This is a genomic window from Arthrobacter sp. S2(2024) (genome assembly GCF_036662515.1).
Classification (GTDB): Bacteria; Actinomycetota; Actinomycetes; order Actinomycetales; family Micrococcaceae; genus Arthrobacter.
This window is the reverse complement of sequence record NZ_JAYKZI010000002.1, coordinates 424,141-446,514: the sequence shown is the minus strand read 5'-3', so window position 1 is coordinate 446,514 and position 22,374 is coordinate 424,141. Positions and strand designations below refer to the sequence as shown.

Annotated in this window: 24 protein-coding genes; 16 read left to right on the top strand and 8 right to left on the bottom strand. The window is 64.1% G+C overall.

Annotated elements, in window-relative coordinates:
* Positions 1-15 precede the first annotated feature (15 nt).
* Positions 16-441, bottom strand: a complete 426-nt coding sequence (locus VLA65_RS05710; protein WP_332601996.1) for a DUF1761 domain-containing protein — start codon at positions 439-441, stop codon at positions 16-18.
* Positions 442-450: 9 nt separating this feature from the next.
* Positions 451-1,011 (bottom strand): Lrp/AsnC family transcriptional regulator, encoded by a 561-nt coding sequence (locus VLA65_RS05705; RefSeq protein WP_059387451.1) that lies wholly within the window; start codon positions 1,009-1,011, stop codon positions 451-453.
* A gap of 169 nt (positions 1,012-1,180) precedes the next feature.
* Here VLA65_RS05705 and VLA65_RS05700 point away from each other — a divergent pair, with 169 nt between their 5' ends.
* The 3 genes from VLA65_RS05700 (at position 1,181) to VLA65_RS05690 (ending at position 3,399) form a co-directional block, all read left to right on the top strand.
* Positions 1,181-2,419 carry an MFS transporter gene (locus VLA65_RS05700; protein ID WP_332601995.1) on the top strand — a complete coding sequence of 413 codons (1,239 nt, stop codon included), beginning with the start codon at positions 1,181-1,183 and terminating at the stop codon, positions 2,417-2,419.
* A 90-nt stretch (positions 2,420-2,509) separates the two neighbouring features.
* The gene (locus VLA65_RS05695) at positions 2,510-3,175 is read left to right on the top strand and encodes a winged helix-turn-helix domain-containing protein (protein WP_332601994.1); all 666 of its coding nucleotides are present in this window, start codon (positions 2,510-2,512) and stop codon (positions 3,173-3,175) included.
* Positions 3,172-3,399 carry a 2-nitropropane dioxygenase gene (locus VLA65_RS05690; protein WP_306958920.1) on the top strand — a complete coding sequence of 76 codons (228 nt, stop codon included), beginning with the start codon at positions 3,172-3,174 and terminating at the stop codon, positions 3,397-3,399. The genes VLA65_RS05695 and VLA65_RS05690 overlap by 4 nt, the downstream gene beginning before the upstream one ends.
* 34 nt (positions 3,400-3,433) lie before the next feature.
* Here VLA65_RS05690 and VLA65_RS05685 read toward each other — a convergent pair whose 3' ends face one another.
* A complete protein-coding gene (locus tag VLA65_RS05685; RefSeq protein ID WP_059387454.1) occupies positions 3,434-3,937 on the bottom strand; it encodes an Lrp/AsnC family transcriptional regulator in 504 nt (167 codons plus the stop codon).
* 131 nt (positions 3,938-4,068) lie between these two features.
* Here VLA65_RS05685 and VLA65_RS05680 point away from each other — a divergent pair, with 131 nt between their 5' ends.
* Positions 4,069-5,232 carry a trans-sulfuration enzyme family protein gene (locus VLA65_RS05680; RefSeq protein WP_332601993.1) on the top strand — a complete coding sequence of 388 codons (1,164 nt, stop codon included), beginning with the start codon at positions 4,069-4,071 and terminating at the stop codon, positions 5,230-5,232.
* A gap of 6 nt (positions 5,233-5,238) precedes the next feature.
* Here the strand turns inward: VLA65_RS05680 and VLA65_RS05675 are convergent, their stop codons facing one another.
* Positions 5,239-6,513 carry an MFS transporter gene (locus tag VLA65_RS05675; RefSeq protein WP_284991380.1) on the bottom strand — a complete coding sequence of 425 codons (1,275 nt, stop codon included), beginning with the start codon at positions 6,511-6,513 and terminating at the stop codon, positions 5,239-5,241.
* A gap of 107 nt (positions 6,514-6,620) precedes the next feature.
* On the opposite strand from VLA65_RS05675, the gene VLA65_RS05670 reads away from it, so the two are divergent.
* Both VLA65_RS05670 and VLA65_RS05665 read left to right on the top strand, forming a co-directional pair.
* Positions 6,621-7,595 carry a LysR substrate-binding domain-containing protein gene (locus VLA65_RS05670; RefSeq protein WP_332601992.1) on the top strand — a complete coding sequence of 325 codons (975 nt, stop codon included), beginning with the start codon at positions 6,621-6,623 and terminating at the stop codon, positions 7,593-7,595.
* 34 nt (positions 7,596-7,629) lie between these two features.
* A complete protein-coding gene (locus tag VLA65_RS05665) occupies positions 7,630-8,544 on the top strand; it encodes an N-acetylglucosamine kinase (RefSeq protein ID WP_332601991.1) in 915 nt (304 codons plus the stop codon).
* Positions 8,545-8,553: 9 nt separating this feature from the next.
* Here the strand turns inward: VLA65_RS05665 and VLA65_RS05660 are convergent, their stop codons facing one another.
* On the bottom strand, positions 8,554-9,597 hold the full coding sequence (locus tag VLA65_RS05660; protein ID WP_332601990.1) for a pirin family protein: 1,044 nt from the start codon (positions 9,595-9,597) through the stop codon (positions 8,554-8,556).
* 56 nt (positions 9,598-9,653) lie between these two features.
* Between VLA65_RS05660 and VLA65_RS05655 the strand changes: the two genes are divergently transcribed.
* From VLA65_RS05655 to VLA65_RS05625, 7 genes are all read left to right on the top strand, one after another.
* Positions 9,654-10,112: an NUDIX hydrolase gene (locus tag VLA65_RS05655; RefSeq protein WP_059387458.1), complete on the top strand. Its 459-nt coding sequence runs from the start codon at positions 9,654-9,656 to the stop codon at positions 10,110-10,112.
* A 137-nt stretch (positions 10,113-10,249) separates the two neighbouring features.
* The gene (locus VLA65_RS05650) at positions 10,250-11,335 is read left to right on the top strand and encodes an ABC transporter ATP-binding protein (protein WP_332601989.1); all 1,086 of its coding nucleotides are present in this window, start codon (positions 10,250-10,252) and stop codon (positions 11,333-11,335) included.
* Entirely contained in the window at positions 11,335-12,057 is a 723-nt protein-coding gene (locus VLA65_RS05645) for an ABC transporter permease (protein ID WP_284991389.1), read from the top strand. The genes VLA65_RS05650 and VLA65_RS05645 overlap by 1 nt, the downstream gene beginning before the upstream one ends.
* A complete protein-coding gene (locus VLA65_RS05640; RefSeq protein ID WP_284991390.1) occupies positions 12,054-12,800 on the top strand; it encodes an ABC transporter permease in 747 nt (248 codons plus the stop codon). The genes VLA65_RS05645 and VLA65_RS05640 overlap by 4 nt, the downstream gene beginning before the upstream one ends.
* Positions 12,797-13,741, top strand: coding sequence for an ABC transporter substrate-binding protein (locus tag VLA65_RS05635; protein ID WP_332601988.1), 945 nt, complete (start codon positions 12,797-12,799; stop codon positions 13,739-13,741). Before VLA65_RS05640 ends, VLA65_RS05635 begins: the two co-directional genes overlap by 4 nt.
* A 142-nt stretch (positions 13,742-13,883) precedes the next feature.
* Positions 13,884-15,104 carry a pyridoxal phosphate-dependent aminotransferase gene (locus VLA65_RS05630; protein WP_059387460.1) on the top strand — a complete coding sequence of 407 codons (1,221 nt, stop codon included), beginning with the start codon at positions 13,884-13,886 and terminating at the stop codon, positions 15,102-15,104.
* A gap of 50 nt (positions 15,105-15,154) precedes the next feature.
* Positions 15,155-16,009 (top strand): polyphosphate kinase 2 family protein, encoded by an 855-nt coding sequence (locus VLA65_RS05625; RefSeq protein ID WP_059387461.1) that lies wholly within the window; start codon positions 15,155-15,157, stop codon positions 16,007-16,009.
* Here the strand turns inward: VLA65_RS05625 and VLA65_RS05620 are convergent.
* Together VLA65_RS05620 and xseA are read right to left on the bottom strand one after the other, a co-directional pair.
* The gene (locus tag VLA65_RS05620; RefSeq protein WP_059387462.1) at positions 16,006-16,263 is read right to left on the bottom strand and encodes an exodeoxyribonuclease VII small subunit; all 258 of its coding nucleotides are present in this window, start codon (positions 16,261-16,263) and stop codon (positions 16,006-16,008) included. The two genes, VLA65_RS05625 and VLA65_RS05620, sit on opposite strands and share 4 nt — an antisense overlap.
* A gap of 3 nt (positions 16,264-16,266) precedes the next feature.
* Positions 16,267-17,622: an exodeoxyribonuclease VII large subunit gene (gene xseA / locus VLA65_RS05615; RefSeq protein WP_442880219.1), complete on the bottom strand. Its 1,356-nt coding sequence runs from the start codon at positions 17,620-17,622 to the stop codon at positions 16,267-16,269.
* Between the two features lie 246 nt (positions 17,623-17,868).
* Between xseA and VLA65_RS05610 the strand changes: the two genes are divergently transcribed.
* Positions 17,869-18,759 carry a hypothetical protein gene (locus VLA65_RS05610; protein ID WP_332601986.1) on the top strand — a complete coding sequence of 297 codons (891 nt, stop codon included), beginning with the start codon at positions 17,869-17,871 and terminating at the stop codon, positions 18,757-18,759.
* The gene (locus VLA65_RS05605; RefSeq protein WP_284991398.1) at positions 18,756-19,841 is read left to right on the top strand and encodes a 4-hydroxy-3-methylbut-2-enyl diphosphate reductase; all 1,086 of its coding nucleotides are present in this window, start codon (positions 18,756-18,758) and stop codon (positions 19,839-19,841) included. The genes VLA65_RS05610 and VLA65_RS05605 overlap by 4 nt, the downstream gene beginning before the upstream one ends.
* Before the next feature lie 101 nt (positions 19,842-19,942).
* Here the strand turns inward: VLA65_RS05605 and VLA65_RS05600 are convergent, their stop codons facing one another.
* Positions 19,943-21,157: a DNA recombination protein RmuC gene (locus VLA65_RS05600; protein ID WP_307052555.1), complete on the bottom strand. Its 1,215-nt coding sequence runs from the start codon at positions 21,155-21,157 to the stop codon at positions 19,943-19,945.
* Between the two features lie 123 nt (positions 21,158-21,280).
* On the opposite strand from VLA65_RS05600, the gene ychF reads away from it, so the two are divergent.
* Positions 21,281-22,366, top strand: coding sequence for a redox-regulated ATPase YchF (gene ychF, locus VLA65_RS05595; protein ID WP_234748400.1), 1,086 nt, complete (start codon positions 21,281-21,283; stop codon positions 22,364-22,366).
* The last annotated feature ends 8 nt before the right edge of the window (positions 22,367-22,374 follow it).

The following is a 22,374-nucleotide window of genomic DNA, read 5'->3' as shown; positions in this document are numbered from 1 at the left end:
GGTTATTCTCCTCCTCTACTGCAACGCCCCGATGATTGCCCCGGCGGCAGTCATGGCCACGATGTCATGGCCGGAGTCGATGAGGGTCGCGGCGGACGGCCTGCCCGCGAAACCGTTGTGGATGACGTGGCCGCCGACTCGGAATACCACCGCAATCACCAGCGCAAAGAAACCAGCGTGCAAGCTTCCCTGCACACCCAGCTTGCCGATCAGGACGGCCAACACGATGCTCGTGAGGGCTGCGGCCACCATCAGGGGGATCCAGATTCCTGCGCCGCCGTCGATCTTCTTGAGGTCTTCCTCGGTCTTGCCAATGGCCTGCATCCACCGTCTGCCGAAGACCGCCGGCATGTACCAGACAAATCCGATGACCATGCTGGAAACGAAGGCCAGGAGTATCGCCAGCCAGTTGAGGTGCTGAAGAGAAGAGAGCCAATCCATTCTGGAATCCTAGTCGGCTTCCCTGACCGGCGAATCAGTGGAAACCTGTGCTTTGACCCGTTTCGCGGCGTCGGCCGTCTCAGCGGCATCCACGAGCCTGCCGATGAGCGGCTCTGTCCGGTAGGGGATATGGGTGTGCAGGGCAAGCACCGTTTCCGTGCGGATGACGCCCTTGGTTCTGAGGATGGAGCGGAGCGCGGTTTGCAGGTTGTGCGTGTCGGTGGCCACCACCCGGCATAAGAGATCGCCCCGCCCGGAAATTTCGTGCACCTCGAGGACCTGGGGGATGCGGCGCAGGGCTCCGATCACGCCGTCGAGTTCCCTGTGGGTCACCTCCAGCGTCACGAAGCCGACGACGTCGTACCCCACCTTTTCGAGGTCGACCTCGCGGCCGCCGTCGTTCAATACGCCCGAGCGGACAAGGCGGCGCATCCTCGATTGGGCGGTGTTGCGCGCAATCCCCAGGGACTCGCTGAGTTCACCGATCTGAACCCTGGGATCACGGATCAGCTCCAGCAGGATTTTCAGGTCCGTCGGATCGAGGGTGTTCAAATCATCACTCCGGCTCATTTGTGGTCATCTATGGACATCAATTTTGAAGATTTTGATCAATTCTTTCATGGACATCTGATCTATCTGGCAGGCTTGCGACATCCTGTTGCCATCAAATATTTTGGGCCGTCCAGTCCAGGCCCACAAGGCCGGGTTCCGCGATGGCCGCTGAGGCGAAGGCACGGAAATGACTGTCTTTAGCGAACTGCGCATGCGCCAGGCCACCGCCGGGCGCTGGGGCTGGGATGCTTCCACCACGGCGCGGCTTGTCCTGGCCGGCGCCGTCATGTTCACACTGCTGGTCGGTGCCAACTTGGCGAGCCCCCTGTATCCGCTGCTTCAGTCGGAACTGGGAATCACGTCGCTGGGTGTGACGATTGCCTTTGCAAGCTACGTCCTGGCGCTCGTGGCTGTGCTGATGCTTGCCGGCCACTGGTCCGACCATATCGGCAGGCGTGCAGCGCTGGTGCTTGCCGTCCTCGTGGGCTTGGTGGGCGGCTTGGTTTTCGCCAACGCAGACAACCTCTTGATGCTCTCAGCGGGCCGCATGCTCCAGGGTATTGCCGTGGGCCTCGCCACCGGAGCGAGCTCGGCCGCTTTGCGTGAATTGCTTCCGTCCCGGCCCGAGTGGGCTTCCCGCTTCACCTTGCTTTCGTCCTCGGGAGGCGTGGCTGCCGGTCCTGCCATCGGCGGACTGCTTTCGCTTCTCCCGGGTGCAACCTCAACGCCGTTCTTCATTCACGCGGCCGTCCTGCTCCTCTTGCTCGTCCCGTTGTGGCTTCTCAAGGCGCGTCCGGCGATTCGGCCTGCGGAGGGCCCGCGTCCGTACATGGCGCTCGCCCCGCGACGGCCCTCGGTTTCCCGGGAAGCTAGGGGAGCGTTTTGGCTGGCCTCGAGCGTGGGATTCCTCAGCTTTGCCGTGTTCGGATTCTGCCTTTCGCTCGCGCCCGGCTATTTCGCCGTCGTGGTGCACGCCGATTCCCGCCCCATGACCGGGCTGCTCGCCGGCTTGACGCTCGCAGCGTCCGCGCTCAGCCAGCTGCTGACGGTCCGCGGCAGGTTCGCCGTGCCCGCTGGCCTGATGGTCCTGGGAATTTCCATTGTGCTGGTCGGCGCGGCGGCATCGCTGTCCAGTCCGATTCTGCTGGTGGCAGCGAGCCTGTCCGCCGGGGTGGGGCAGGGGATCGCCTTCCGCTTGGTGTTCAACGACGTTGCCAGCAAAGTCGAGGCGTCCCGGCATGCCCAGATCATCAGCACGGTGTACGTCATCACCTACCTTGGAAGCGCGGTGCCGGTCATCGGCTTGGGCTTGGCTGCCTCGGTGATCGGGCTAGGCGCGGCCGCCAGCTATTTCACTGTGGTGTGCGGGTTGGCAGCTACGGTGCTCGCTGCTGCATCCCTCCGCAGGGTGCTCCGCAGGGGCTGACCGGCGGTTCTGACTGCGAACTAAGTTCGCAAAGGTTGATTTGCAAAGAAACTCTTGCAAAGGTTTCTTTGCAAGAGTAGCGTTTCCGGCATGGACAAGGTTCAAGAGCCGGAATTCCCCGTTCGCAAGGTCGATACGGCATCCCTCAAAGCGCTCGCGCACCCGTTGCGGGTTCAGATCCTTGAGATGCTGTCCCGGTATGGGCCACAGACCGCCTGCAGCCTGGCCGAACTCCTCGATGAATCCAGCGGCGCTACGAGCTACCACTTGCGGCAACTCGCCAAGTTCGACTTCGTCCATGAAGTCCAGGGCAAGGGGACAGCGCGGGAGCGGTGGTGGGAACGGCCCAGGGGAGCCATTCAGCTCACTTCGCCCGAGTTGGCACATTCGCCGGCAACGCAGGAGGCATCGCGGCTGGTAACCCGCGAGTTCGAACGCAGCAGGCAGGCTGTCCTCGCCGACTTCATGGCACACGGCATGGACTCGTTGGACGAAGAATGGCTCGACGCGGCCATCGTCAACACAGCCAACGCCCGGATGTCAGCGGAGCAGCTTGGCCGCTACGCCCGCTCCATGGAAGCCTTCGCCCGGAATCTCCTGGAGGAAATCCGGAGCGAACCCGAGGCGGACGACGCCCGCCCCGTGCAGATCCATTTCAACGCATTCCCGATCCTGGGAGTCCCGGCGTGGGCCGGAGACAAGAAGTCCCGCGATGCGAAGTCGCACGCAGCAGGCACCGAAGGGAAAGAGTCATGAGCACAGCCACCGCATCATGCGGCACCTACCGCCGGCCCTCCATGTTGGAATCGGCAGCCGCCGGAATCGGATCCGGGCTTGTCTCGTGGGCCGAGCGCAGGCGCTACATTCCTCCGCTCGAGCTGGCGGTGCAGCAAGCGGCGTTGAGGCGCCGGCAGGAACTCGGCGACTTGCGCCAGGACGCTATCGCGGCGGCCCACTCGGGACTCGAGCCACGCCGCTAAGCGGGTCTAATCCAAGCCGCGTCCAAGTCAGCCGCTATTCCGGCAGCGGCCCGTGGTTGCCCTGGATGTGGGCGAAGACCAAAGTGGTCTCGGTGTGGCCCACCACGGGGTCGGTGGCGAGGTTGTCCAGGACCCAGTCGCGGAGGTCGTCGGTGTTGGCGACCGCGATATGCAGCAGGTAGTCCACGGAGCCGGAGGTGTGGAACGTGGAGATCACTGCAGGGAGGGCGGGGACCCGGGCCGTGAAGCGGTCGATCTGGTCGCGGTCATGCGCGCGAAGGCGCACGGCGATCAAGGCCTGCACCGATCGGCCGATCGCCGGGAGGCTGAGGACTGCTTCGAAACCCTCGATAATGCCGCGTTCGGAGAGTGACCTCGTACGCATGAGCGCCGTCGACGGAGCAATTCCGACGAGTTCGGCCAGCTGCTTGTTGGAGATCCGGGCATCGTCGACCAAGGCCGCCAGGATGCGCTCATCGATCGCATCCAATGGCTCGCTGGTGCCGACGGGCCGAACGTTCTTCGGGGTGATGGTCACGGATCCTCCTGAAATTGCTGTCTATTCATCATAGGTGCCAGTTTCCACTCAATCCATTCATTTGCACTGTCAATCTCCGAATTATTGCCAGATACTGACCGAATTCAACGGTGAATAATTCAAGGAGAGCAGTGACAGCCATCGATACACTCGCAGTCCACGCCGGCCGGACGGGACTCACGGAGCAGGGCGTGCATGCCGTTCCCATCGACCTTTCAACCACTGCGCCTTTGCCTTCTGTCCACGACGGCGGCCTCGCCTACGAGCAGATGGCCACGGGCGGCGTGCCCCTCGACGGTCAGAGCACGGTGTACCAGCGTCTCTGGAATCCTACGGTAGCCAGGTTCGAAGACGGCGTAGCGGCGCTCGAGGGCGCTGCGCAAGCTGTCGGTTTTGCCTCGGGGATGGCTGCGTTCAGCGCCGTGCTGCTCGCCGCCCAATCAGAAGGCAAGACGCACATGGTTGCGGTGCGGCCACTCTATGGCGGCACGGACCACGTCCTGGCCAGCGGCCTGCTGGGTAACCAGGTCACCTTCGTCAAGGCCGACGGCGTGCGGGATGCCCTTCGTCCGGACACCGGCCTGGTGGTGGTGGAAACCCCGGCCAACCCGAGCCTGGATCTTGTGGACCTGAACCGCCTGGTGGCCGACGCCGCAGACGTTCCGGTGCTCGTGGACAACACGTTCGCGACGCCGATCCTCCAGCAACCGCTCAAGCACGGCGTCGCGATGGTGCTCCACAGTGCCACGAAATTCCTGGGCGGCCACGGCGATGCCATGGGCGGCGTGGTGGCAACCAGTGCGGAGTGGGCCACGCGGCTGCGCCGGGTCCGTGCCGTGACGGGCGGCATCCTGACTCCTTGGCCCGCCTACCTGTTGCACCGCGGCCTGGCGACACTTCCCATCCGGGTGCGTGCCCAACAGGACCACGCCCACAAGATCGCGGCGGCGCTCGCGAGTCACGAACTCGTGGCCAAGGTGTACTACCCGGGGCTTCCCGAGTGCGATCCACTGCACCTGGTCGGCACGCAGATGAGTGGTCCGGGCTCGTTGATCTCCTTCGATCTCGAGTCGGCCGAGCATGCGGAGCGCATTCCGGGCGCTGTCCGCCTCATCACCCACGCGGTATCGCTGGGCGGCATCGACACGCTGATCCAACACCCCGCCGGATTGACCCACCGCCCGGTTGCCCCGGAGGCCAAGCCCCAGGCGCGCATGCTCAGGCTTTCCATCGGCTTGGAAGATCCCGCCGACATCATCGACGACCTGGTCCAGGCCCTCGAGTCCACCCGGTAGGGCCCGCTACTTTCCCCGTCCGGCCGGGTTCAAGGAGCCGACGACGGCGAGCTGCGGCGCCGGGGATCGGTGCACGACGGCGGTGATCACCGCCGTCGTGCATCCCAAGGCGATGACCGTCCAGGCGAGTGCGGTCCACCCGAAAGCCTGGAAGGCGAGTCCGCCGGCCCAGCCAATAATGCTGGACCCCAGGTAGTAGGAGAGGTTATACAACGACGCTGCTTGCGCGCGGCCGCTCGTCGCGATGGTCCCGGTCCAGCCTGCTCCGATGCTGTGCGCGGCGAAAAAGCCGCCGGTAAAGACCACCAAGCCAGCCAGAACCGCGGCGAGGTTGTCCCACAGGGTGAGTCCCAGTCCGGCCGTCATTGTCGCGATCCCGGCGAGCATGACCGTGCGGCGGCCGAATCTCATGGACAGTCCGGCTCCCCAGCGGGAGCTCACGGTTCCGGACAAGTAGGCCAGGAAAATCAGGCTGACCACGGTGGCGGGCAGTCCGAAGGGCGCGGCATGGAGGCGGAAGCCGAGGTAGTTGTAGACGGCCACGAAGCCGCCCATCAAGAGGAACGCTTGAATGTATAGGGCCAGCAGCCGCGGATTAGCGGAATGGTCCGCCAACGTCTTCATGGCGCCGCGGAAACCTCCGGCCGAGCGTGGGGTGAAGCGGCGTGGCTTCGGGACCAGCAGCAGAAAGAGGGCGGCCGACGCCGTCGCCAGGATGGAGACCGCGAAGGCGGCGGCCCGCCAACCCCACAATTCACCGATGGGTCCCGCGAGCAAGCGGCCGGCAAGACCGCCGAGGGTGGTTCCGGCGACGTAGCTGCCGGCAGCGAGCGCGGCGTGCACTTTGTTGACTTCTTCATTCAAGTACGCGATGGCGATCGCCGGGATACCGCCGAGGGCCATGCCCTCCAGCGCCCGCAAAGCGAGGACAAGCGGAAAGGTGGGGGCCAGGGGGACGAGCAGGCCCAAGACGGTGGCCGCCGCGATTCCGATGGCCATGGCACGCACGCGGCCGATCTTGTCGGCGACGAAGGACCACGGCAATACCGTTGCCGCTAGGCCCACCGTGGCCAAGGAAATCGTGAGCGCAGCCTCGGCCGCCGTGATGTGCAGCTCATTTGCCATGAGCGGCAAGACGGCCTGGGTGGAGTACAGCTGCGCGAAGGTGGCCACGCCGGCGAGGGCCAGGCCGGCGAGGATACGCCGGTAAGCGGTGGAGCCCTTCAGATGGCCTTCCCAATCGGTCTCTGCGGGGCTCTTGGCGGCTGCGTTTGTACTCACCCCTCCACAGTAGGGCGAGCATCAGTGATGACTCCAATGCATGATTCGCTTAATATTGATAGCGGACATGGATGGTTTTGAAGAGGTCGATCTGAGGGTGGACAAGCATGGACATCGAACACAAGCAACTGGTCCAACTGCTGCCGTTGCTCCCCCTGCTGGCTGAGCTTGGCCGGACGGAACATGTCACGGAGACGGCCGAGTTGCTCGGAGTACCCCAATCGACGGTGAGCCGGGCGCTGGCCCGGGCAAGCGCCGTCGTCGGGACCGAGCTCCTTGTCCGTGAAGGCCGCGGAGTCCGGCTGACCCAGGCCGCCAAGACGCTGCTTCCCTATATCGAAGCGGCGCTCGCGGAATTCCAGGCGGGGCTGGATGTGGTCCGGCACGAATCCGATGTTGTCCGCGGCAGAATCGCGGTGAGCTTCCAACACACATTCGGCGAGGCCACGTTGCCGCTGCTCATGAGCGCATTCCGGAGCCGGCACCCTTTCACGGCTTTCGAGCTCAGCCAAGGAGCCCGTGCCGCCTGCCTTGAATCGCTCATCGCCGGTGACGCCGACTTCGCCTTGACGGCACCCGTGGCGGCTCCGGGCAGGAACCTCGGCTCGGCTTCTCTGTACCGCGAGCCGTTGCGGCTAGTGGTCCATCACCGCCATCAGTTGGCCCGGCGGCCCAGCGTGCGGCTCGCCGAGCTCAAGCATGAGCCGTTCGTTTCCATGGGACCCGGTTTCGGCCTGCGCTCGCTAACCGACGCGATCTTCCGGGACGCGGGCTTCCGCCCGAGGATCGCTTTCGAGAGCCAGGACTCGCATACCATCCGAGGACTCGTGTCGGCCGGGCTGGGCTACAGCATCCTGCCGCCGGGAGGACTCGGGCCTGGACCACAAGGTGTCCTTGATTCCACGGACCTGGGGTGGGTGGAGGTATCGCTCGACTCGGAGCTCGCATACCGGGAGATAGGCATTGCCTGGCGCGAACGGCGCAAGGAACCGGACCCCGTCAGGCTCTTCCGCGAACTCGTGCTTTCCGAAGGGCCTGGGCTGCTCGCAGGCCTCGTCAAAGCGCGATCCGGAACCCAATAGGACCACCCGTTGCCCCCGCGCTAGGCTTTTGGACGTGGAGACTGCAGAGAACAAAACCCCCCGGCCCGACGCAACGGTCATCGGGCTCGACATCGGCGGCACCAAGACCCGCGGTGTCCGGTTCGAAGACGGCAAACCGGTCCGCGACGAAAGCACCGGCAGCTCGAACGTCCAGAACGTGAGCCGCGAGACGGCGGCCAGGAATCTCGCAGAGCTCTTCGCCATGATCGGCGGCGGCGACGTGGACCGGGTCCTTGCCGGGGCAGGCGGAATCGACACCGACGCCGATGCCCGCGCCCTCGCCGAGCTGATCGAACCCCATGTTCCAGGGGCGCAGGTCACGGTGGTCCACGATTCCCGGCTGCTACTGGCGGCAGGCCGGGCCAGCACGGGAGTGGCTGTCATTGCCGGAACCGGATCCGCGGCCTGGGGCAAGAATGCCGAGGGGGAAGAAGCCCGTGCCGGGGGCTGGGGCTTTCTCCTGGGCGATGAAGGCAGCGGATACTGGCTGGGTAGGGAGGCGGTGCGCCACAGCCTCCGGCGCATGAACAAAGGGCTGGAACCGGATGGCCTCACAGCGGCCCTCCTGGAATCCTGCGGGGTGGACGATCCCAACAAACTCATCGCGCTGTTCCACTCGGAGGACACCGACCGGCGGTACTGGGCCCAGCGCGCAACCGCCGTAGTCGAGACCGCGCGGGAAGGCCTCGAGATCAGCCGCCAACTCCTGGACCAGGCAGGACGGGATCTCGCGGAACTCGCGGCGCAAGCCGTCCGGCAACTCGGCCTTCCCGGACCGGTGATTCTTGGCGGCGGGCTCGGCATGAACGTGGAGCCTTTACAGTCCGCTTTCCGGGCGGGACTGGCCGCACACGGGATCACCGATGTCCGGGTCCTAGACCAGGAACCGGTTTTCGGTGTGCTGCGGATTGTCGCAGAGCTGCCCTAGCCGGGACCGTTAGTCAGTAGCCCTGTTCCGCGACCTCGGCTTGAGCTGGACCCCTGGCATAGGCGGTGCGGGGATGCGCCCGGCTTCCGCTCCGGCGTCGGGCCCGTGGCCATGGATCCAACCGAAGCGCGCATTACGGGCGTCCTCGTCGCTCAGGAGCGCCTGGGCTTCCCAATCTTCGCGGGCCTGCGCCACTTCCTCGTGCGTCCGGCCCACGAAGTTCCACCACATCAGGATGTCCTCTTCGAAGGGTTCACCGCCCAGGAGCATGAAGCGGGTTCCCGGGGCTGCGTCGAGGCGGAGCGATTCCCGGCCCATGCCGAGGAATGCCAAGGGGCCGGGGTCGACTTCCTGGCCGTCGATCACCGCGGAACCGTCCAGGACCAGCACCGCATGCTCGAAATCGGGATTCAGAGGCAACTCGACGGCGCCCGAGGCTGAGACTTCCACGCCGACAATCGGGCTGAACATGACCGCGGGGGAGCGCTGTCCGGCGAACTCTCCCACGAGCACAGTGGCCCTGAAACCGTCCGCCACGACCACCGGCAGGTCGACGATCTGCTGGAACGACGGCGCACGGTGCCTCACGGCGTCGGGCAAAGCAACCCACAACTGCAGGCCCCGGGACAGCGGCAGGAGGTCGCCGCCGTCGGGCGCGTCCGGGTCGAGTCCTGCCGGCAGGACACCGAACTCGGAATGCGAAATGCCGCGACCGGCCGTCATGATGTTCAACTGCCCGGGACGGACCAGCACGTCGCTTCCGACGCTGTCGCGGTGCCGCACCTCGCCCTGGAGGGGCCACGTGACCGTCTGAAGTCCCATGTGCGGGTGGGGAAGGACGCTCATCGCGATGCGGTCCGGGCCGAAGCTGTCCAGGAAGCACCAGGCTCCAACCGTCGGCATTCCGCGTTGGGGGAGGGTGCGCGAGACGTTCATGGCCCGGACGCCGCCGAGGGGAACCTCGCGGGCCGGCCAGAGCTGTACAAAAGGTCCTTGCCCGGGATGTCCGGCCGGGCAGACTTCCTGGGACGGGGCCGTTTCCAAGTTGGTCACAATACAACTCCATGTGCTGAACAGTGTTCCCTCCAGCTTAGGCCTAGGCTGGCTCCATGAGCATGCAGTTCGACACCCGCCCGGCCGCGTACGGAGTGGTCATCCGCGACGGAGCGATCCTTCTCGCCTATTGGAAGCAAGACGGCAAGGAAGGCTGGACCCTCCCCGGGGGAGGCCTGGATTTGGGGGAGCATCCAGTCGACGGTTGCCGCCGCGAGATCCAGGAGGAAACCGGATACGACGCCGACATCGGAGCGATGCTCGGCATCGACGTCGGCCACTGGCCGGGTGAGGAGCGGCTGGACGGATCAGGCCGTGATTTCCAGGCAATCCGGCTGGTCTACGAGGCAAGCATCACGGGCGGCGAATTGACCCACGAGATTGACGGCAGCACTACCCACGCCGCCTGGGTGCCACTGGGCAAGGTTCCCGGACTGAACCGGGTGTCACTGGTGGACATCGGCCTCCGCCTGCTCAGTGAGCGTCCCCTCAACGGAAAACTGCAGACGCCCTGAGCATTGCCGATTCATTACGGTCTTCGCGCCTGCACTGACATCGTCGGTGGTGCTGGTTAGGCTGTAGAACATCAGTTCGCTGTTGATTGAGTTCCATCGTTGATATTTGCGGCCCAAAAAGTTAGGTAAGCCCCGGAATGGCTGAAGCCATGATTGAGTTCCAGAGCGTCACCAAGCAGTATCAGGGCGGACAACCCGCTGTTGATGGATTGAGCATGTCCATCGACAAGGGTGCCATCACCGTGTTCGTCGGACCCTCGGGCTGCGGAAAGACCACGTCCCTGCGGATGATCAACCGCATGGTAGAGCCCACCTCGGGCACCATCACCGTGGCCGGCAAGGATGTCTCGAACGAACCTGCCGCCCAGTTGCGCCGCTCCATGGGTTACGTCATGCAGTCCTCAGGACTCATGCCGCACCGCTCGGTGCTGGACAACATTGCCACCGTTCCGCGGCTCAACGGCGTTTCCAGGGCGGCAGCCCGCAAACGCGCGGAAGAACTGCTCGACGTCGTCGGGCTGGCTTCCGTGCTCGGCAAGCGGTACCCGTCCCAATTGTCCGGCGGCCAGCAGCAGCGCGTCGGCGTGGCGCGAGCGCTCGCAGCCGACCCGCCCGTGCTGCTCATGGACGAGCCCTTCAGCGCGGTGGACCCGGTGGTCCGCGACGAACTTCAGCAGGAACTCCTCCGGCTCCAGCGCGAACTGGCCAAGACGATTGTTTTCGTCACCCATGACATCGATGAGGCCACCGTGCTCGGCGACAAAGTGGCCGTTTTCGCCGTCGGGGGCAAACTGGCGCAATACGCGGCACCCGAAGAGATCCTCCGGGCACCCGCCAATGACTTCGTGGCCTCGTTCGTTGGCCGTGACAGGGGATTCCGGCACCTTTCCTTCAACGGCGCCGATGCTGTTCCGGTGCATCCGGTCAAGACCGTGGAAGCCCCGCACGTTGCCGCGGGCAGCACCGAATGGGCGCTGGTGCTCGACGGCGACTCCCGGCCTATGGGATGGGCTTCACCACGCGACCGCGCCGGGCTGATTCCCGGTGGGTCCTTGTTCCGGCGCGGAGACACGCTCCGCAGGGCGCTGGATGCCGCGTTGTCCTCGCCTTCCGGCCTTGGCGTGGTGGTGGACGACGACGGGCGGCTCGAGGGCGTCCTCAAAGCCGATGAAGTGCTGGCGCTCATCGAACAGACCCGGCACAACCGGGAGGACGCCCCCTGATGGAATGGTTCCTGGCGAACAGCGGCATGGTCTTCGAACGGGCTGGCGAGCACCTTGTCCTGGCTTTGATTCCCATGGTTCTGGGTCTGCTCATTGCGGTGCCCTTGGGGCAACTGGCCCGCCGGAACCGTACCCTCAGGACCGTGGTCACTACAGCAAGTTCCCTGCTGTACACCATTCCCTCATTGGCGCTTTTCATCATCCTGCCGCCGATCCTCGGAACCCGGATCCTGGATCCACTCAACGTGGTGGTTGCCCTCACCATGTACGCCGTTGCCCTGCTCGTGCGGGCTGCCATGGACGCCTTCGACTCCGTGGACGACGACCTCCGCATGGCGGCAGTGTCCATGGGATTCAAGCCGACCGCACGGTTCCTCCAGATCGACCTTCCGCTTTCCTTGCCTGTGCTTTTTGCTGGCCTGCGCGTGGTGTCCGTCAGCAATATCTCCCTCGTCAGCGTCGCCGCGCTTCTAGGCGTCGGGAACCTGGGAATGCTGTTCACCGACGGGCTGCAGCGGGCGTTCGTCACTGAGGTGGTGATCGGCATCATCGCGATTCTCCTGCTTGCCCTCGTCATGGACACGTTCCTGGTCCTGCTCGAGAAACTGCTGACCCCCTGGACGCGGGCGAGCGCCGCAACCACCAGACAGGATGGCAAAGCCGACAGTAAAGCGGCGCAGTTCATCGCGGATGCCGAGATCCACGGGGAGGCCGCCCGATGAGCAACATCTTCGTTGACACCCTCGCTTGGCTCACGGATCCGGTCCACTGGTCAGGAAGCGGCGGAATCGCCACAAGGCTCTTGGAACACCTGCAGTACTCCGGGCTGGTCCTCGTAATTGCCGCGGCGATCGCCGTGCCGGTGGGCCTCTTCATCGGCCACACGGGACACGGACGCGTGGTCGCCGTCGCGTTCGCCGGGGCCTTGCGGGCACTTCCGACCCTCGGCCTGCTTGTCCTCTTTGCCCTGTTGGCTGGAAGCGGACTCATGCCCCCGGTTTGGGCCCTCGTCATCTTGACAGTGCCACCGCTCTTGGCCGGGACCTACGCCGGGATTTCCAGCGTGGATCCAACGGTGGTTGACGGGGCCCGGGCCATGGGCATGACGGAACTGCAGATCTTGTTCCGGGTAGAGCTGCCCAACGGACTCCAGGTCATGTTCGGCGGCATCCGCACGGCGGTCCTTCAGGTCATCGCGACGGTTTCCGTGGTGGCATACCTTCCGCTGGGCGGCCTGGGGCGTTATCTTTTTGACGGATTGGTCCTTCAGGACTTCCCCCGCATGCTCGGCGGGTCACTGCTCATCGCGGCGTTGGCAATCGCCGTCGACCTCGTTCTGGCCGTGGCGCAGAGGATCCTCCTCCCGCCCGGACTTTCCATCGATTCCAGCGGCGGCCACAAGGCCGCCGGAGATCTCGCAGCCGCCGCACCGGCGGGGGCTGCCGTTCAAGGAGGTACCGCATGAAGCAAACCGTCACCCTGACCCGCCGCGGGCTCGGCGGCCTGGCGGCCGGAGTCGGCATTGCCCTTGCACTCAGCGCATGTGGCGGCAGCCCGCTGTCCAGCCCGTCCACCAACGCCCCCTCCGGGGCCGGCGGCTCGCTCACGGTGGGCTCGGCAGATTTCCCCGAGAGCCAGGTCATCGCCGAAATCTACGCCGGAGCACTGAACGCCGCCGGCGTTACCGCTACGACGAAGCCCAATATCGGATCCCGCGAGATCTACTTCAAGGCCGTACAGGACGGTTCGATCGATCTCGCCCCTGACTACTCCGGAAACCTGTTGTCCTACCTGGACACGAACGCCACGCAGGTATCGGCCGATGATGTCTACAAGGCGCTGCCCGGGAAGCTTCCGCAGGGCCTGGGAGTGCTCGATCCCGCCAAGGCTGAGGACAAGGACGCCATGGTTGTCACGAAGGCCACGGCGGAGAAGTACCAGCTCAAGTCCATCGAAGACCTCGCCAAGGTCTGTGGGGACCTCACGATGGCAGCACCGGCAACCTTTGAGACCCGCGCCTACGGGTTCCCTGGCCTCAAAGCCAACTACAACTGCGTGCTCAAGGGCCTGAAGCCGTTCAGCGACGGCGGCGGGAACCTCACGCTGCAGGCCCTGCTGACCAATGATGTCCAGGTTGCCGACATCTACACCACCACGCCGTCCATCCAGGACAACGCCCTGGTGGTCCTGGATGATCCCAAGAACAACTTCAAGGCCCAGCAGGTCCTCCCGCTGTACAACATGGCCAAGATGACGGACAAGGCGAAGGCAGCCCTCAACAACGTTTCGAAGATCCTCACCACGGACGACCTCATCAACCTGAACCGCGCGGTCAGTGGCAACCAAAAGCAGAATCCAAAGGACGCTGCAGCCGCTTGGCTCAAGGACAAAGGGATCGTGAAGTAGCTTTCCCAAGCAGTGCCCGGCGGCGGAGGCCCCGGCTAAGGACGACGGCGGCGAGGAACCCTGGTGTGGGCCTCGCCGCCGTCGTCCCCAATGTGAGTGATGTCTCAACGGAAGTACATCCCCGGTGTGGCATATTTGATGAATGGCAGAATTCAAGCAGTCCACCAAGCTTCATAATGTCCTTTACGACATCCGTGGACCGATTCTTCAGGCCGCCCAGCAGATGGAGGCAGAGGGTCACCGCATCCTCAAACTGAATATCGGAAACCCGGCACCGTTCGGATTTGAAGCGCCGGACGCGATCTTGGTGGACATGATCCGCCACCTGCCGCATGCCCAGGGATACAGCGATTCGCGCGGAATTTTCTCGGCCCGTACCGCCGTCTCGCAGTACTACCAGACCCGCGGCATCCAAAACATCCACGTTGACGACATCTACCTTGGCAACGGCGTCAGCGAGCTCATCACCATGTCCCTCATGGCCTTGCTGGAGGTGGGGGATGAGATCCTCATTCCCACTCCCGACTACCCGCTCTGGACCGCCTCGGTGGCACTTGCCGGCGGCCGTCCGGTCCACTATCTGTGCGACGAGGAATCGGGCTGGCAGCCGGACCTCGAGGACATGGAATCGAAGATCACGCCTCAAACCAAGGGCATCGTGGTCATCAACCCCAACAACCCCACGGGTGCCGTGTACCCGGAGGAAACCCTCAAGAAGATCGTGGCCCTCGCTGAAAAGCATGGACTCGTTGTGTTCGCCGACGAGATCTACGAGAAGATCCTCTACGAAGACGCTGTCCACGTGAATCTTGCCGGACTCACCGGCGACGATGTCCTCTGCCTGACGTTCAGCGGATTGTCCAAGGCCTACCGGGTATGTGGCTACCGCGCCGGCTGGATGGCGATCTCCGGCCCCAAGAAAGACGCCGCAGACTACCTCGAGGGCATCAACCTGCTGGCCAACATGCGCCTTTGCGCCAACGTGCCGGCCCAGCATGCCATCCAGACCGCCCTCGGTGGCCACCAAAGCATCAACGATCTCATCTTGCCCGGCGGCAGGCTCCTCGAACAGCGGAACAAGGCCTACGATCTGCTCAACGCCATCCCCGGTGTCAGCACACAACAGGCCAGGGGTGCCCTCTATCTGTTCCCGAAGTTGGACCCCGAGGTCTATCACATCCGCGACGACGAGAAATTCGTCCTCGACCTGCTCAAGGAACAAAAAATCCTCGTCTCACACGGACGCGCCTTCAACTGGGTGCGGCCTGACCACTTCCGCATGGTGACCTTGCCGAACGTCAAGGATATTGAAGAAGCGATTGGACGCATGGCGGACTTCCTCGGGCGGTACCAAGGCAACTAGCCTGTTGTGCAAGCCGCGACGAATGCGGCCGGACCAGAGGGGACATCGACATGGCCGGGACCAAGGAGTTCACCAAGCAGGTATCCACGATCTTGAAGGCCGGGCCTGGATTCTCGCTGGATGCAGCAGACCCCGAATCGACGCCCGGCTACAAGGGAAAGAAGTCTGACGGCGTCGCCTTGCTGGCAGCGCAGGACGGTCGTTTGGACGTCCTGCAGGAGATGCTCTTTGCCGAGGGAAAATTCGGCAGCTCCAAACGAGTGCTGTTGATCCTGCAAGCCATGGACACGGCGGGCAAAGGCGGGATTGTTGAGCACGTCGTCGGATCGATGGATCCCCAGGGTGTCAAGGTTGCTCCGTTCAAGGCTCCGACTGATGAGGAGAAGGCCCACGATTTCCTGTGGCGGATCGAGAGGGCCCTGCCGGCGGCGGGATTCGTCGGGGTTTTTGACCGATCCCACTACGAGGACGTGCTGATCCACCGGGTGCACGGTTGGGCCAATGAAGATGAACTGGAACGACGCTATGCGGCCATCAACGAGTTCGAGGCAGGCTTGGCCGAACAGGGCACGGCGATCGTCAAGGTCATGCTCAACATCAGCCGCGATGAACAAAAAACGCGACTGCTGGCGCGATTGGATGACCCGTCCAAGCACTGGAAGTACAGCACAGGCGATCTCAAGGAACGCGCGTTTTGGGATTCCTATATGGAGGCCTATCAGCTGGTCTTTGAGAAGACCTCAACGGAGGTAGCGCCCTGGTATGTGGTTCCGGCGAACAAGAAATGGTTCGCGAGGATCGCCGTCCAGGAGCTTCTGCTTGAGGCCCTCGGGAAGCTGGACCTGAGCTGGCCGAAAGCCGACTTTGACGTGTCGGCGGAACGGGCGATGGCCGTCCAATCCTAAGAGGCCGTCGCTTCATCCTCGCCGTTGTTCCGGGCCGCGGCCAACCTTCTGCGGGCACCCTCCAGCCACTCTTCGCAGCGCTTCGCCAAAGCCTCGCCGCGTTCCCAGAGAGCGAGTGATTCCTCAAGGCTTGCTCCGCCGGCTTCGAGGCGGCCAACGATGGCCATGAGCTGCTCGCGGGCTTCCTCGTAGCTGAGGGCGTCCAGGTCCTCAGCGGAAGCCTTGGCCGCAGGGGATGTGTTTTCTGCTGTCATTTCTTAGTCCTCATTTTGCTTGTGCTGGCTGGGTTGTCCGGCAGGTGCCATGGTTCCGGAAGATACAGCGCCAAGGCGGCCTTCCGCCAAACGGAGCGTCAGCTCCGTGCCGTCAGGGGCCTGGTCCGGGTTCCGGACGACGTCGTGTCCCACTCCGTCCGCTCCCGCAAGCTGGACGACGGCGTACCCGCGGTCCAAGGTTTTTTGGGGGGACAATGCCCTTACCTGGGCGCGAAGGTGGTGCACCTGGTCAAGTGCGCGGATAACCGCGGAGCTCACCGCCGTGTGGGCGTGCTTCCGGAGCCGTTCGACGTCGTCCTCCCGCGCCGTGACCATTCCTTCGGGGGACGCCAGCACAGGGCGTGATCTCAGCGCGTGGAGTCGATCCGTTTCGCGGTCCACGAGGCGTCCCACGCCGCGGCGTAGCTGCTCGCGGGCCTGGCGTACCCTCGCCAATTCCTCGGCGACGTCAGGGACGATCCTCTTTGCGGCGTCGGTGGGCGTGGATGCGCGAAGGTCGGCGACGTCGTCCAGGATGGGATGGTCGGCTTCATGGCCAATTGCGCTGACCACCGGAGTGGCCGCCGCGGATACTGCCCGGACGAGCTCTTCGTTGCTGAACGGAAGCAGATCTTCCAGGGCTCCGCCACCACGGGCGATCACGATCACGTCCACGTGCGGATCGGCGTCGAGCTCCTTGAGCGCAGCCAGGATCTGGCCGACTGCCGTGACACCCTGGACTGCGACTTCCCGGACGGCGAATTCGACGGCGGGCCAGCGAAGCGCTGCGTTGCGCAGGACGTCTTTCTTGGCGTCGGAATCGCGGCCGGTGATGAGCCCGATCCGGTGGGGGAGCAAGGGCAGCCGTTTTTTCCTCGAGTCTGAAAAAAGCCCTTCAGCGCCAAGGGCCTGGCGCAAGCGCTCGATTCTGGCGAGGAGATCGCCGAGGCCGACGGGACGGATGTCCTTGATCGACATGTTGAGCCGGCCGGTCTTGAGCCAGAATTCAGGTTTCACCAAGGCCACGACGCGTGAGCCGCGCTCCAGCGGCATCTTCTGGCGGTCCAGGACATTGGACCACAACGATGCGGGCAAGGAGATCTCTGCGTCGGTATCACGCAGCGTCACGAAGGCGCTGCCGCCGCGACGGTTGAGCTCGATGACCTGGCCTTCGATCCAAGCGGCCGGAGCCCGTTCTATGTGGGTCTTGAGCTTGCGGGACAGCAACTGCAGCGGCCAAGGATTGTCGGGACTGGTCTCCGACGCCGTCGCCGGAAGGGTTGACTCTGCCTTCGTGGGTTCTCCTTGGCGGGACTCTTCGTCCTCTGATCCAGGGTTCGGGAATCCCGAAATCGGCAACGCGCGTGGCGCCCCGCCGGGTACGGCGTCATAGGACACGCGGGTAGCCTCCTGTTGGTGGCTGGTGCATGGTTCTGTCCTCGCTGGTACTTTGCTAGGGGTGCCGGAAGTATTCCTGCTATAAGAGCTACTGAAATTTTGCTACCGAAAAGCAGGCGGCAGGCTTCCAACTCTATCCATACCTTGTAGCATGCATGGCCGACATTTACCCGTCGTCGCCCCGCCTGGAACTGCTGCACTCCAAACTTGAGGAATCCATTGCGCTCGTTCGTCTCTGCAATCGCAGTGATCTTTGCCCTTCTGCTCACAGCAATCGCCGTCCCGATGGCATGGACGGACACCAACATCGTCCGGGAAGACGGGTTTGTGGCGCTTACCTCTTCGATCGGGAAGGATCAAGCGTTCCAAGCGCGCCTGGCGTCTACTGCCGTCGCAAGCCTGGAATCCAAGGTCAACCTGCCGGCGCCGGTGGAACAACTTGGCGCTTCCTTCCTCAAGGACGCGGCCACCGCGATGACCACGTGGCCCGAATATCCGCAAGCGTGGAATGAAACCGTACGCCGGAGCCACCAACTGACTTTCGCAGGCAGTGCCCGCCCCGGGAACTCGACCGCGGGAACGTCCTTGGTGCTCGACGTCGGGCCCTTGGTCAAGCTTGCCGCTGACCGGCTGCACGCGGCAACGGGCCTCCCCATTGCGACGCCGGACTCCACGCTGATCAACATCGGCGGCCCCGCCCAGCGCCAGCAGGTAGATGCCATCGCCGCATATGCGCCGATGTGGTGGATTCCCGGCCTCGGCGCCGTCCTGCTGTTTGCCCTGGGCCTGCTTGCCGCGAGGCGCAGGGGTGTGGTTCTCCTCTTTGCCGGACTGGGCTTGGCCGCAGTCGCGGCGCTGTGGCAAGTGGCCACGACGGTGCTGAAGGGCGCAGGCGATGCGGGCCTGGGCGGAACCGCTACGGGTGGCCTCTTCGCGCGTGAGCTGCTGGCAGCGGCGGTCGACAATTTCGCCGGCTGGATCACCATCGCCTGGATTGCCGCTGGAGTGCTCGCGCTTCTTGGCCTGCTCGGCGTGATCTTCTCACGCAAAGCCAGGCCGAGCGTGCGGGTGAACGCTGCCGGTAGCATGGAGGGATGACCAGCTCAGCAGTTTCCATTCCGATGCCCTCTGTCCCGCGTAGGCGTCGGACGCCGGAAGAGGTGCTGGCCGCCGCTCCGGTCGCCGGCCCCAAGCGCGTCTTGCTCGCGGCCCCCCGCGGATATTGCGCAGGCGTCGACCGTGCGGTCATCGCGGTGGAGAAGGCACTGGAACACTATGGGCCGCCGGTTTACGTGCGCAAGCAGATCGTGCATAACGTCCACGTGGTCACCTCGCTGGAGGAGAAGGGTGCCATCTTCGTTGAAGAGACGGACGAGGTACCCGAAGGCGCCCTCGTGATCTTCTCGGCCCATGGCGTGTCCCCGGCGGTCGTGCAATCGGCCGAAGACCGTGGCCTGCGGACCATCGATGCCACCTGCCCGCTTGTCACGAAGGTGCACCGCGAAGCCGTCCGCTTCGCCAAGGAAGACTACGACATTCTCCTGATCGGCCACGACGGCCACGAGGAAGTGGAAGGAACGGCGGGCGAAGCCCCGGACCACATCCAGATCATCAATGGTCCGCATGAGGTGGACAAGGTCACTGTGCGCAATCCGGAGAAGACCATCTGGCTTTCGCAGACCACGCTGAGCGTCGACGAGACCATGGAGACCGTCCGGATGCTCAAGGAGCGGTTCCCCACGTTGCAGGATCCGCCCAGCGACGACATTTGCTATGCCACTACCAACCGCCAAGTGGCCATCAAGAAGATTGCCCCGCAGGCCGACCTCGTGATTGTGGTGGGTTCTGCGAATTCTTCCAACTCCGTGCGGCTCGTCGAAGTGGCGCTTGAATATGGCGCCAAGGCCTCTTACCGGGTCGATTTCGCGAACGAAGTCGACGAGAGTTGGTTCGAAGGCGTTGCCACCGTGGGCGTGACGTCCGGCGCTTCCGTTCCGGAGGTCCTGGTCCAGGACGTTCTCCGATTGCTGGCCGACTACGGTTACGGTGCGGTTGAAGAGGTGGTGACGGCGGAGGAAGACCTGCTGTTCTCCCTGCCGAAGGAACTGCGTGCCACCCTCAAAGAGGCCGGGGACGTCACTCGCGCCTTGGGTGGACGCGGGAACCGACCGACTTCGTAGTCTGGGTCCTGGGTCCTGGGTCCTGGGTCCTGGGTCCTGGGTTCTGGGTCCTGGGTCCGGGCCCAGCACAGGGTGCGGGCCCGGACGACTACCAGACAGTCCTAGGCCGCGGATTCGTCTTCGATCAGTTCGGGTGCGGCAAGGGTCCGCGGCACGGCTTCCACGGCCGACGGCGACACCAGCCCGTCGGTGTCCATGGAGTTGAGCTTCCGTGCGGTGGGCAAGACGCGTGCTTCGAGCGTTCCGACCAGTGCGTTGTAGCGATCCACCGAGGTCTTCAGCGACGAACCCAGCTTGCCTACGTTGTCACCGAGCGTCCCCATGCGTTCGTAGAGCTGCCGGGCGAGCTCGAAGAGCTCCCGGGCATTGTCCGTCAGGACGTCCTGGCGCCAGGTGAAGGCGACGGACTTTAGAACTGCCAACAAGGTGCCGGGCGACGCGAGCACCACGTTCCGGGATAGGGCGTGATCCAAGAGTGCAGGGTCCGCTTCGAGGGCGGCGGCCAGGATGGACTCCGCGGGCAGGAAGCAGATCACCAGCTCTGGCGAGTTGCCGGGGATGTCCCAGTACTTCTTGGACCCCAGGGCATCCACGTGGGACTTGAGGGCCTTCGCATGTGCGAGCAGCAGGGCATCCGCGCCGTTGCCCACAGATTGGAGGCCGTCGACCCGCTGGGTGGAATTGCCCTGTTCCTGGGCAGCGAGGTAGGACGCCAACGGAACCTTGGCGTCCACCACCAACTGCTTTCCACCCGGCAACTGGACCACAAGATCCGGCCGGACGGCGTTGTCGGCGGACGCGGAATGCACCTGCTCGTGGAAATCGACGTGACGCAGCATGCCGGCGGCCTCCACCACCCGGCGCAGCTGGACTTCACCCCACTGCCCCCTGGCACTGTTCGACCGAAGGGCGGAGGCCAGGGCGTGCGTGGAGCGCAGGAGTTGTTCATCGGACAGCCGGGCTTCCTGGAGCTGTTGGGCAAGCTGGCCGTACTGCTCCAAGCGATCACGCTCCAGAAGCGAGACCTGTTGCTGGACGGCCGTCAGCTTCTCGGCAACGGGAGCGAGCGCGCGCAACACACTGCCATCCTGGTTCCTGGACTCGTTCAGTTCACGGTTCTGCGACAGCAGAAGCCGCCGTTCGGCGTCGGCGGCGGCAAACTGGGCGTTCACCGCGGCAAGCCGGGCGGAGACGCCGTCGAAATCTTCCTCAAGCGCGGCAGTGCGGCGCCTGAACAGCAGGAAACCAGCCACCACCCCGGCGGCCGCTCCCAGAAGAAGCATGAACAAAGCGAGTATTACTGCAAAACCATCCATGTCTCCAACCTTGGCATAGGGGTCGGACAATATAGCGAAGCCGGATCTCGGCACCCGGGCGTGGGGTCCACGGTTCCACCCGCGAAAGCGGAGAGGGGCACTCAACGGGTAGAATCAATGCTCGTGGCTCTTACTATTGGCATCGTCGGACTGCCCAACGTCGGCAAATCAACTCTTTTCAACGCACTGACCCGCAACCAGGTGCTGGCCGCGAACTACCCGTTCGCCACCATCGAGCCAAACGTCGGCGTCGTCAACCTCCCGGACCCGCGCCTGCAGAAGTTGGCGGAGGTCTTCGGATCGCAGCGCCTCCTGCCCGCGGTCGTCTCGTTCGTTGACATCGCAGGTATCGTCAAGGGCGCCTCCGAGGGCGAAGGCCTGGGCAACAAGTTCCTCGCGAACATCCGCGAAGCAGAAGCCATCGCCCAGGTCATCCGCGTCTTCGATGACCCCGACGTTGTCCACGTCGACGGCAAAGTCGATCCGCGCTCGGACATTGAGACGATCAACACCGAACTGATCCTGGCCGATCTCCAGACGATCGAAAAGGCCATTCCCAGGATCGAAAAGGAAGTCAAGATCAAGAAGCGGGAAGCCGCGGAACTCGCAGCGATCCTGGCTGCCCAGGCCGTCTTGGAACGTGGCGACACGATCTTCTCTTCGGTCAAGAGCGACAAGCTCGAGATGGAGCACCTCAAAGAGCTCAGCCTCCTCACGGCCAAGCCCTTCATCTATGTCTTCAACTCGGACGAAGGAATCCTCGGCAACCCGGAAAAGCAAGAGGAACTGCGCGCCATGGTGGCGCCGGCGGACTGCATTTTCCTTGACGCCAAGCTGGAATCGGATCTCGTCGAACTCGACGAGGAAGAAGCCCGCGAGATGCTCGAGATGAACGGCCAGGACGAATCCGGCCTCGACCAGTTGGCACGCGTCGGCTTCCACACGCTTGGACTGCAGACCTACCTGACTGCTGGTCCCAAGGAAGCCCGCGCCTGGACCATCCACCGTGGCGACACCGCGCCCCAGGCCGCTGGAGTCATCCACACGGATTTCCAGCGCGGATTCATCAAGGCCGAAGTTGTCTCCTTCGATGACCTCATCGCCGCCGGATCCATGGCCGAGGCAAAGTCCCGCGGCAAGGTCCGAATTGAAGGCAAGGAATACGTCATGGCCGACGGCGATGTGGTGGAGTTCCGCTTCAACGTCTAGCCCCTGCG

Excerpts from the sequence above, each read along its gene's own strand:
- VLA65_RS05650 (WP_332601989.1), top strand. The coding sequence starts at position 10,250 with ATGGCTGAAGCCATGATTGAGTTCCAGAGCGTCACCAAGCAGTATCAG.
- VLA65_RS05695 (WP_332601994.1), top strand. The coding sequence starts at position 2,510 with ATGGACAAGGTTCAAGAGCCGGAATTCCCCGTTCGCAAGGTCGATACG.
- VLA65_RS05600 (WP_307052555.1), bottom strand. The coding sequence starts at position 21,157 with ATGGATGGTTTTGCAGTAATACTCGCTTTGTTCATGCTTCTTCTGGGA.
- VLA65_RS05705 (WP_059387451.1), bottom strand. The coding sequence starts at position 1,011 with ATGAGCCGGAGTGATGATTTGAACACCCTCGATCCGACGGACCTGAAA.
- VLA65_RS05640 (WP_284991390.1), top strand. The coding sequence starts at position 12,054 with ATGAGCAACATCTTCGTTGACACCCTCGCTTGGCTCACGGATCCGGTC.
- VLA65_RS05630 (WP_059387460.1), top strand. The coding sequence starts at position 13,884 with ATGGCAGAATTCAAGCAGTCCACCAAGCTTCATAATGTCCTTTACGAC.
- VLA65_RS05655 (WP_059387458.1), top strand. The coding sequence starts at position 9,654 with ATGAGCATGCAGTTCGACACCCGCCCGGCCGCGTACGGAGTGGTCATC.
- VLA65_RS05620 (WP_059387462.1), bottom strand. The coding sequence starts at position 16,263 with ATGACAGCAGAAAACACATCCCCTGCGGCCAAGGCTTCCGCTGAGGAC.
- VLA65_RS05710 (WP_332601996.1), bottom strand. The coding sequence starts at position 441 with ATGGATTGGCTCTCTTCTCTTCAGCACCTCAACTGGCTGGCGATACTC.
- VLA65_RS05670 (WP_332601992.1), top strand. The coding sequence starts at position 6,621 with ATGGACATCGAACACAAGCAACTGGTCCAACTGCTGCCGTTGCTCCCC.
- VLA65_RS05690 (WP_306958920.1), top strand. The coding sequence starts at position 3,172 with ATGAGCACAGCCACCGCATCATGCGGCACCTACCGCCGGCCCTCCATG.
- VLA65_RS05625 (WP_059387461.1), top strand. The coding sequence starts at position 15,155 with ATGGCCGGGACCAAGGAGTTCACCAAGCAGGTATCCACGATCTTGAAG.
- VLA65_RS05645 (WP_284991389.1), top strand. The coding sequence starts at position 11,335 with ATGGAATGGTTCCTGGCGAACAGCGGCATGGTCTTCGAACGGGCTGGC.
- VLA65_RS05700 (WP_332601995.1), top strand. The coding sequence starts at position 1,181 with ATGACTGTCTTTAGCGAACTGCGCATGCGCCAGGCCACCGCCGGGCGC.
- VLA65_RS05635 (WP_332601988.1), top strand. The coding sequence starts at position 12,797 with ATGAAGCAAACCGTCACCCTGACCCGCCGCGGGCTCGGCGGCCTGGCG.
- VLA65_RS05605 (WP_284991398.1), top strand. The coding sequence starts at position 18,756 with ATGACCAGCTCAGCAGTTTCCATTCCGATGCCCTCTGTCCCGCGTAGG.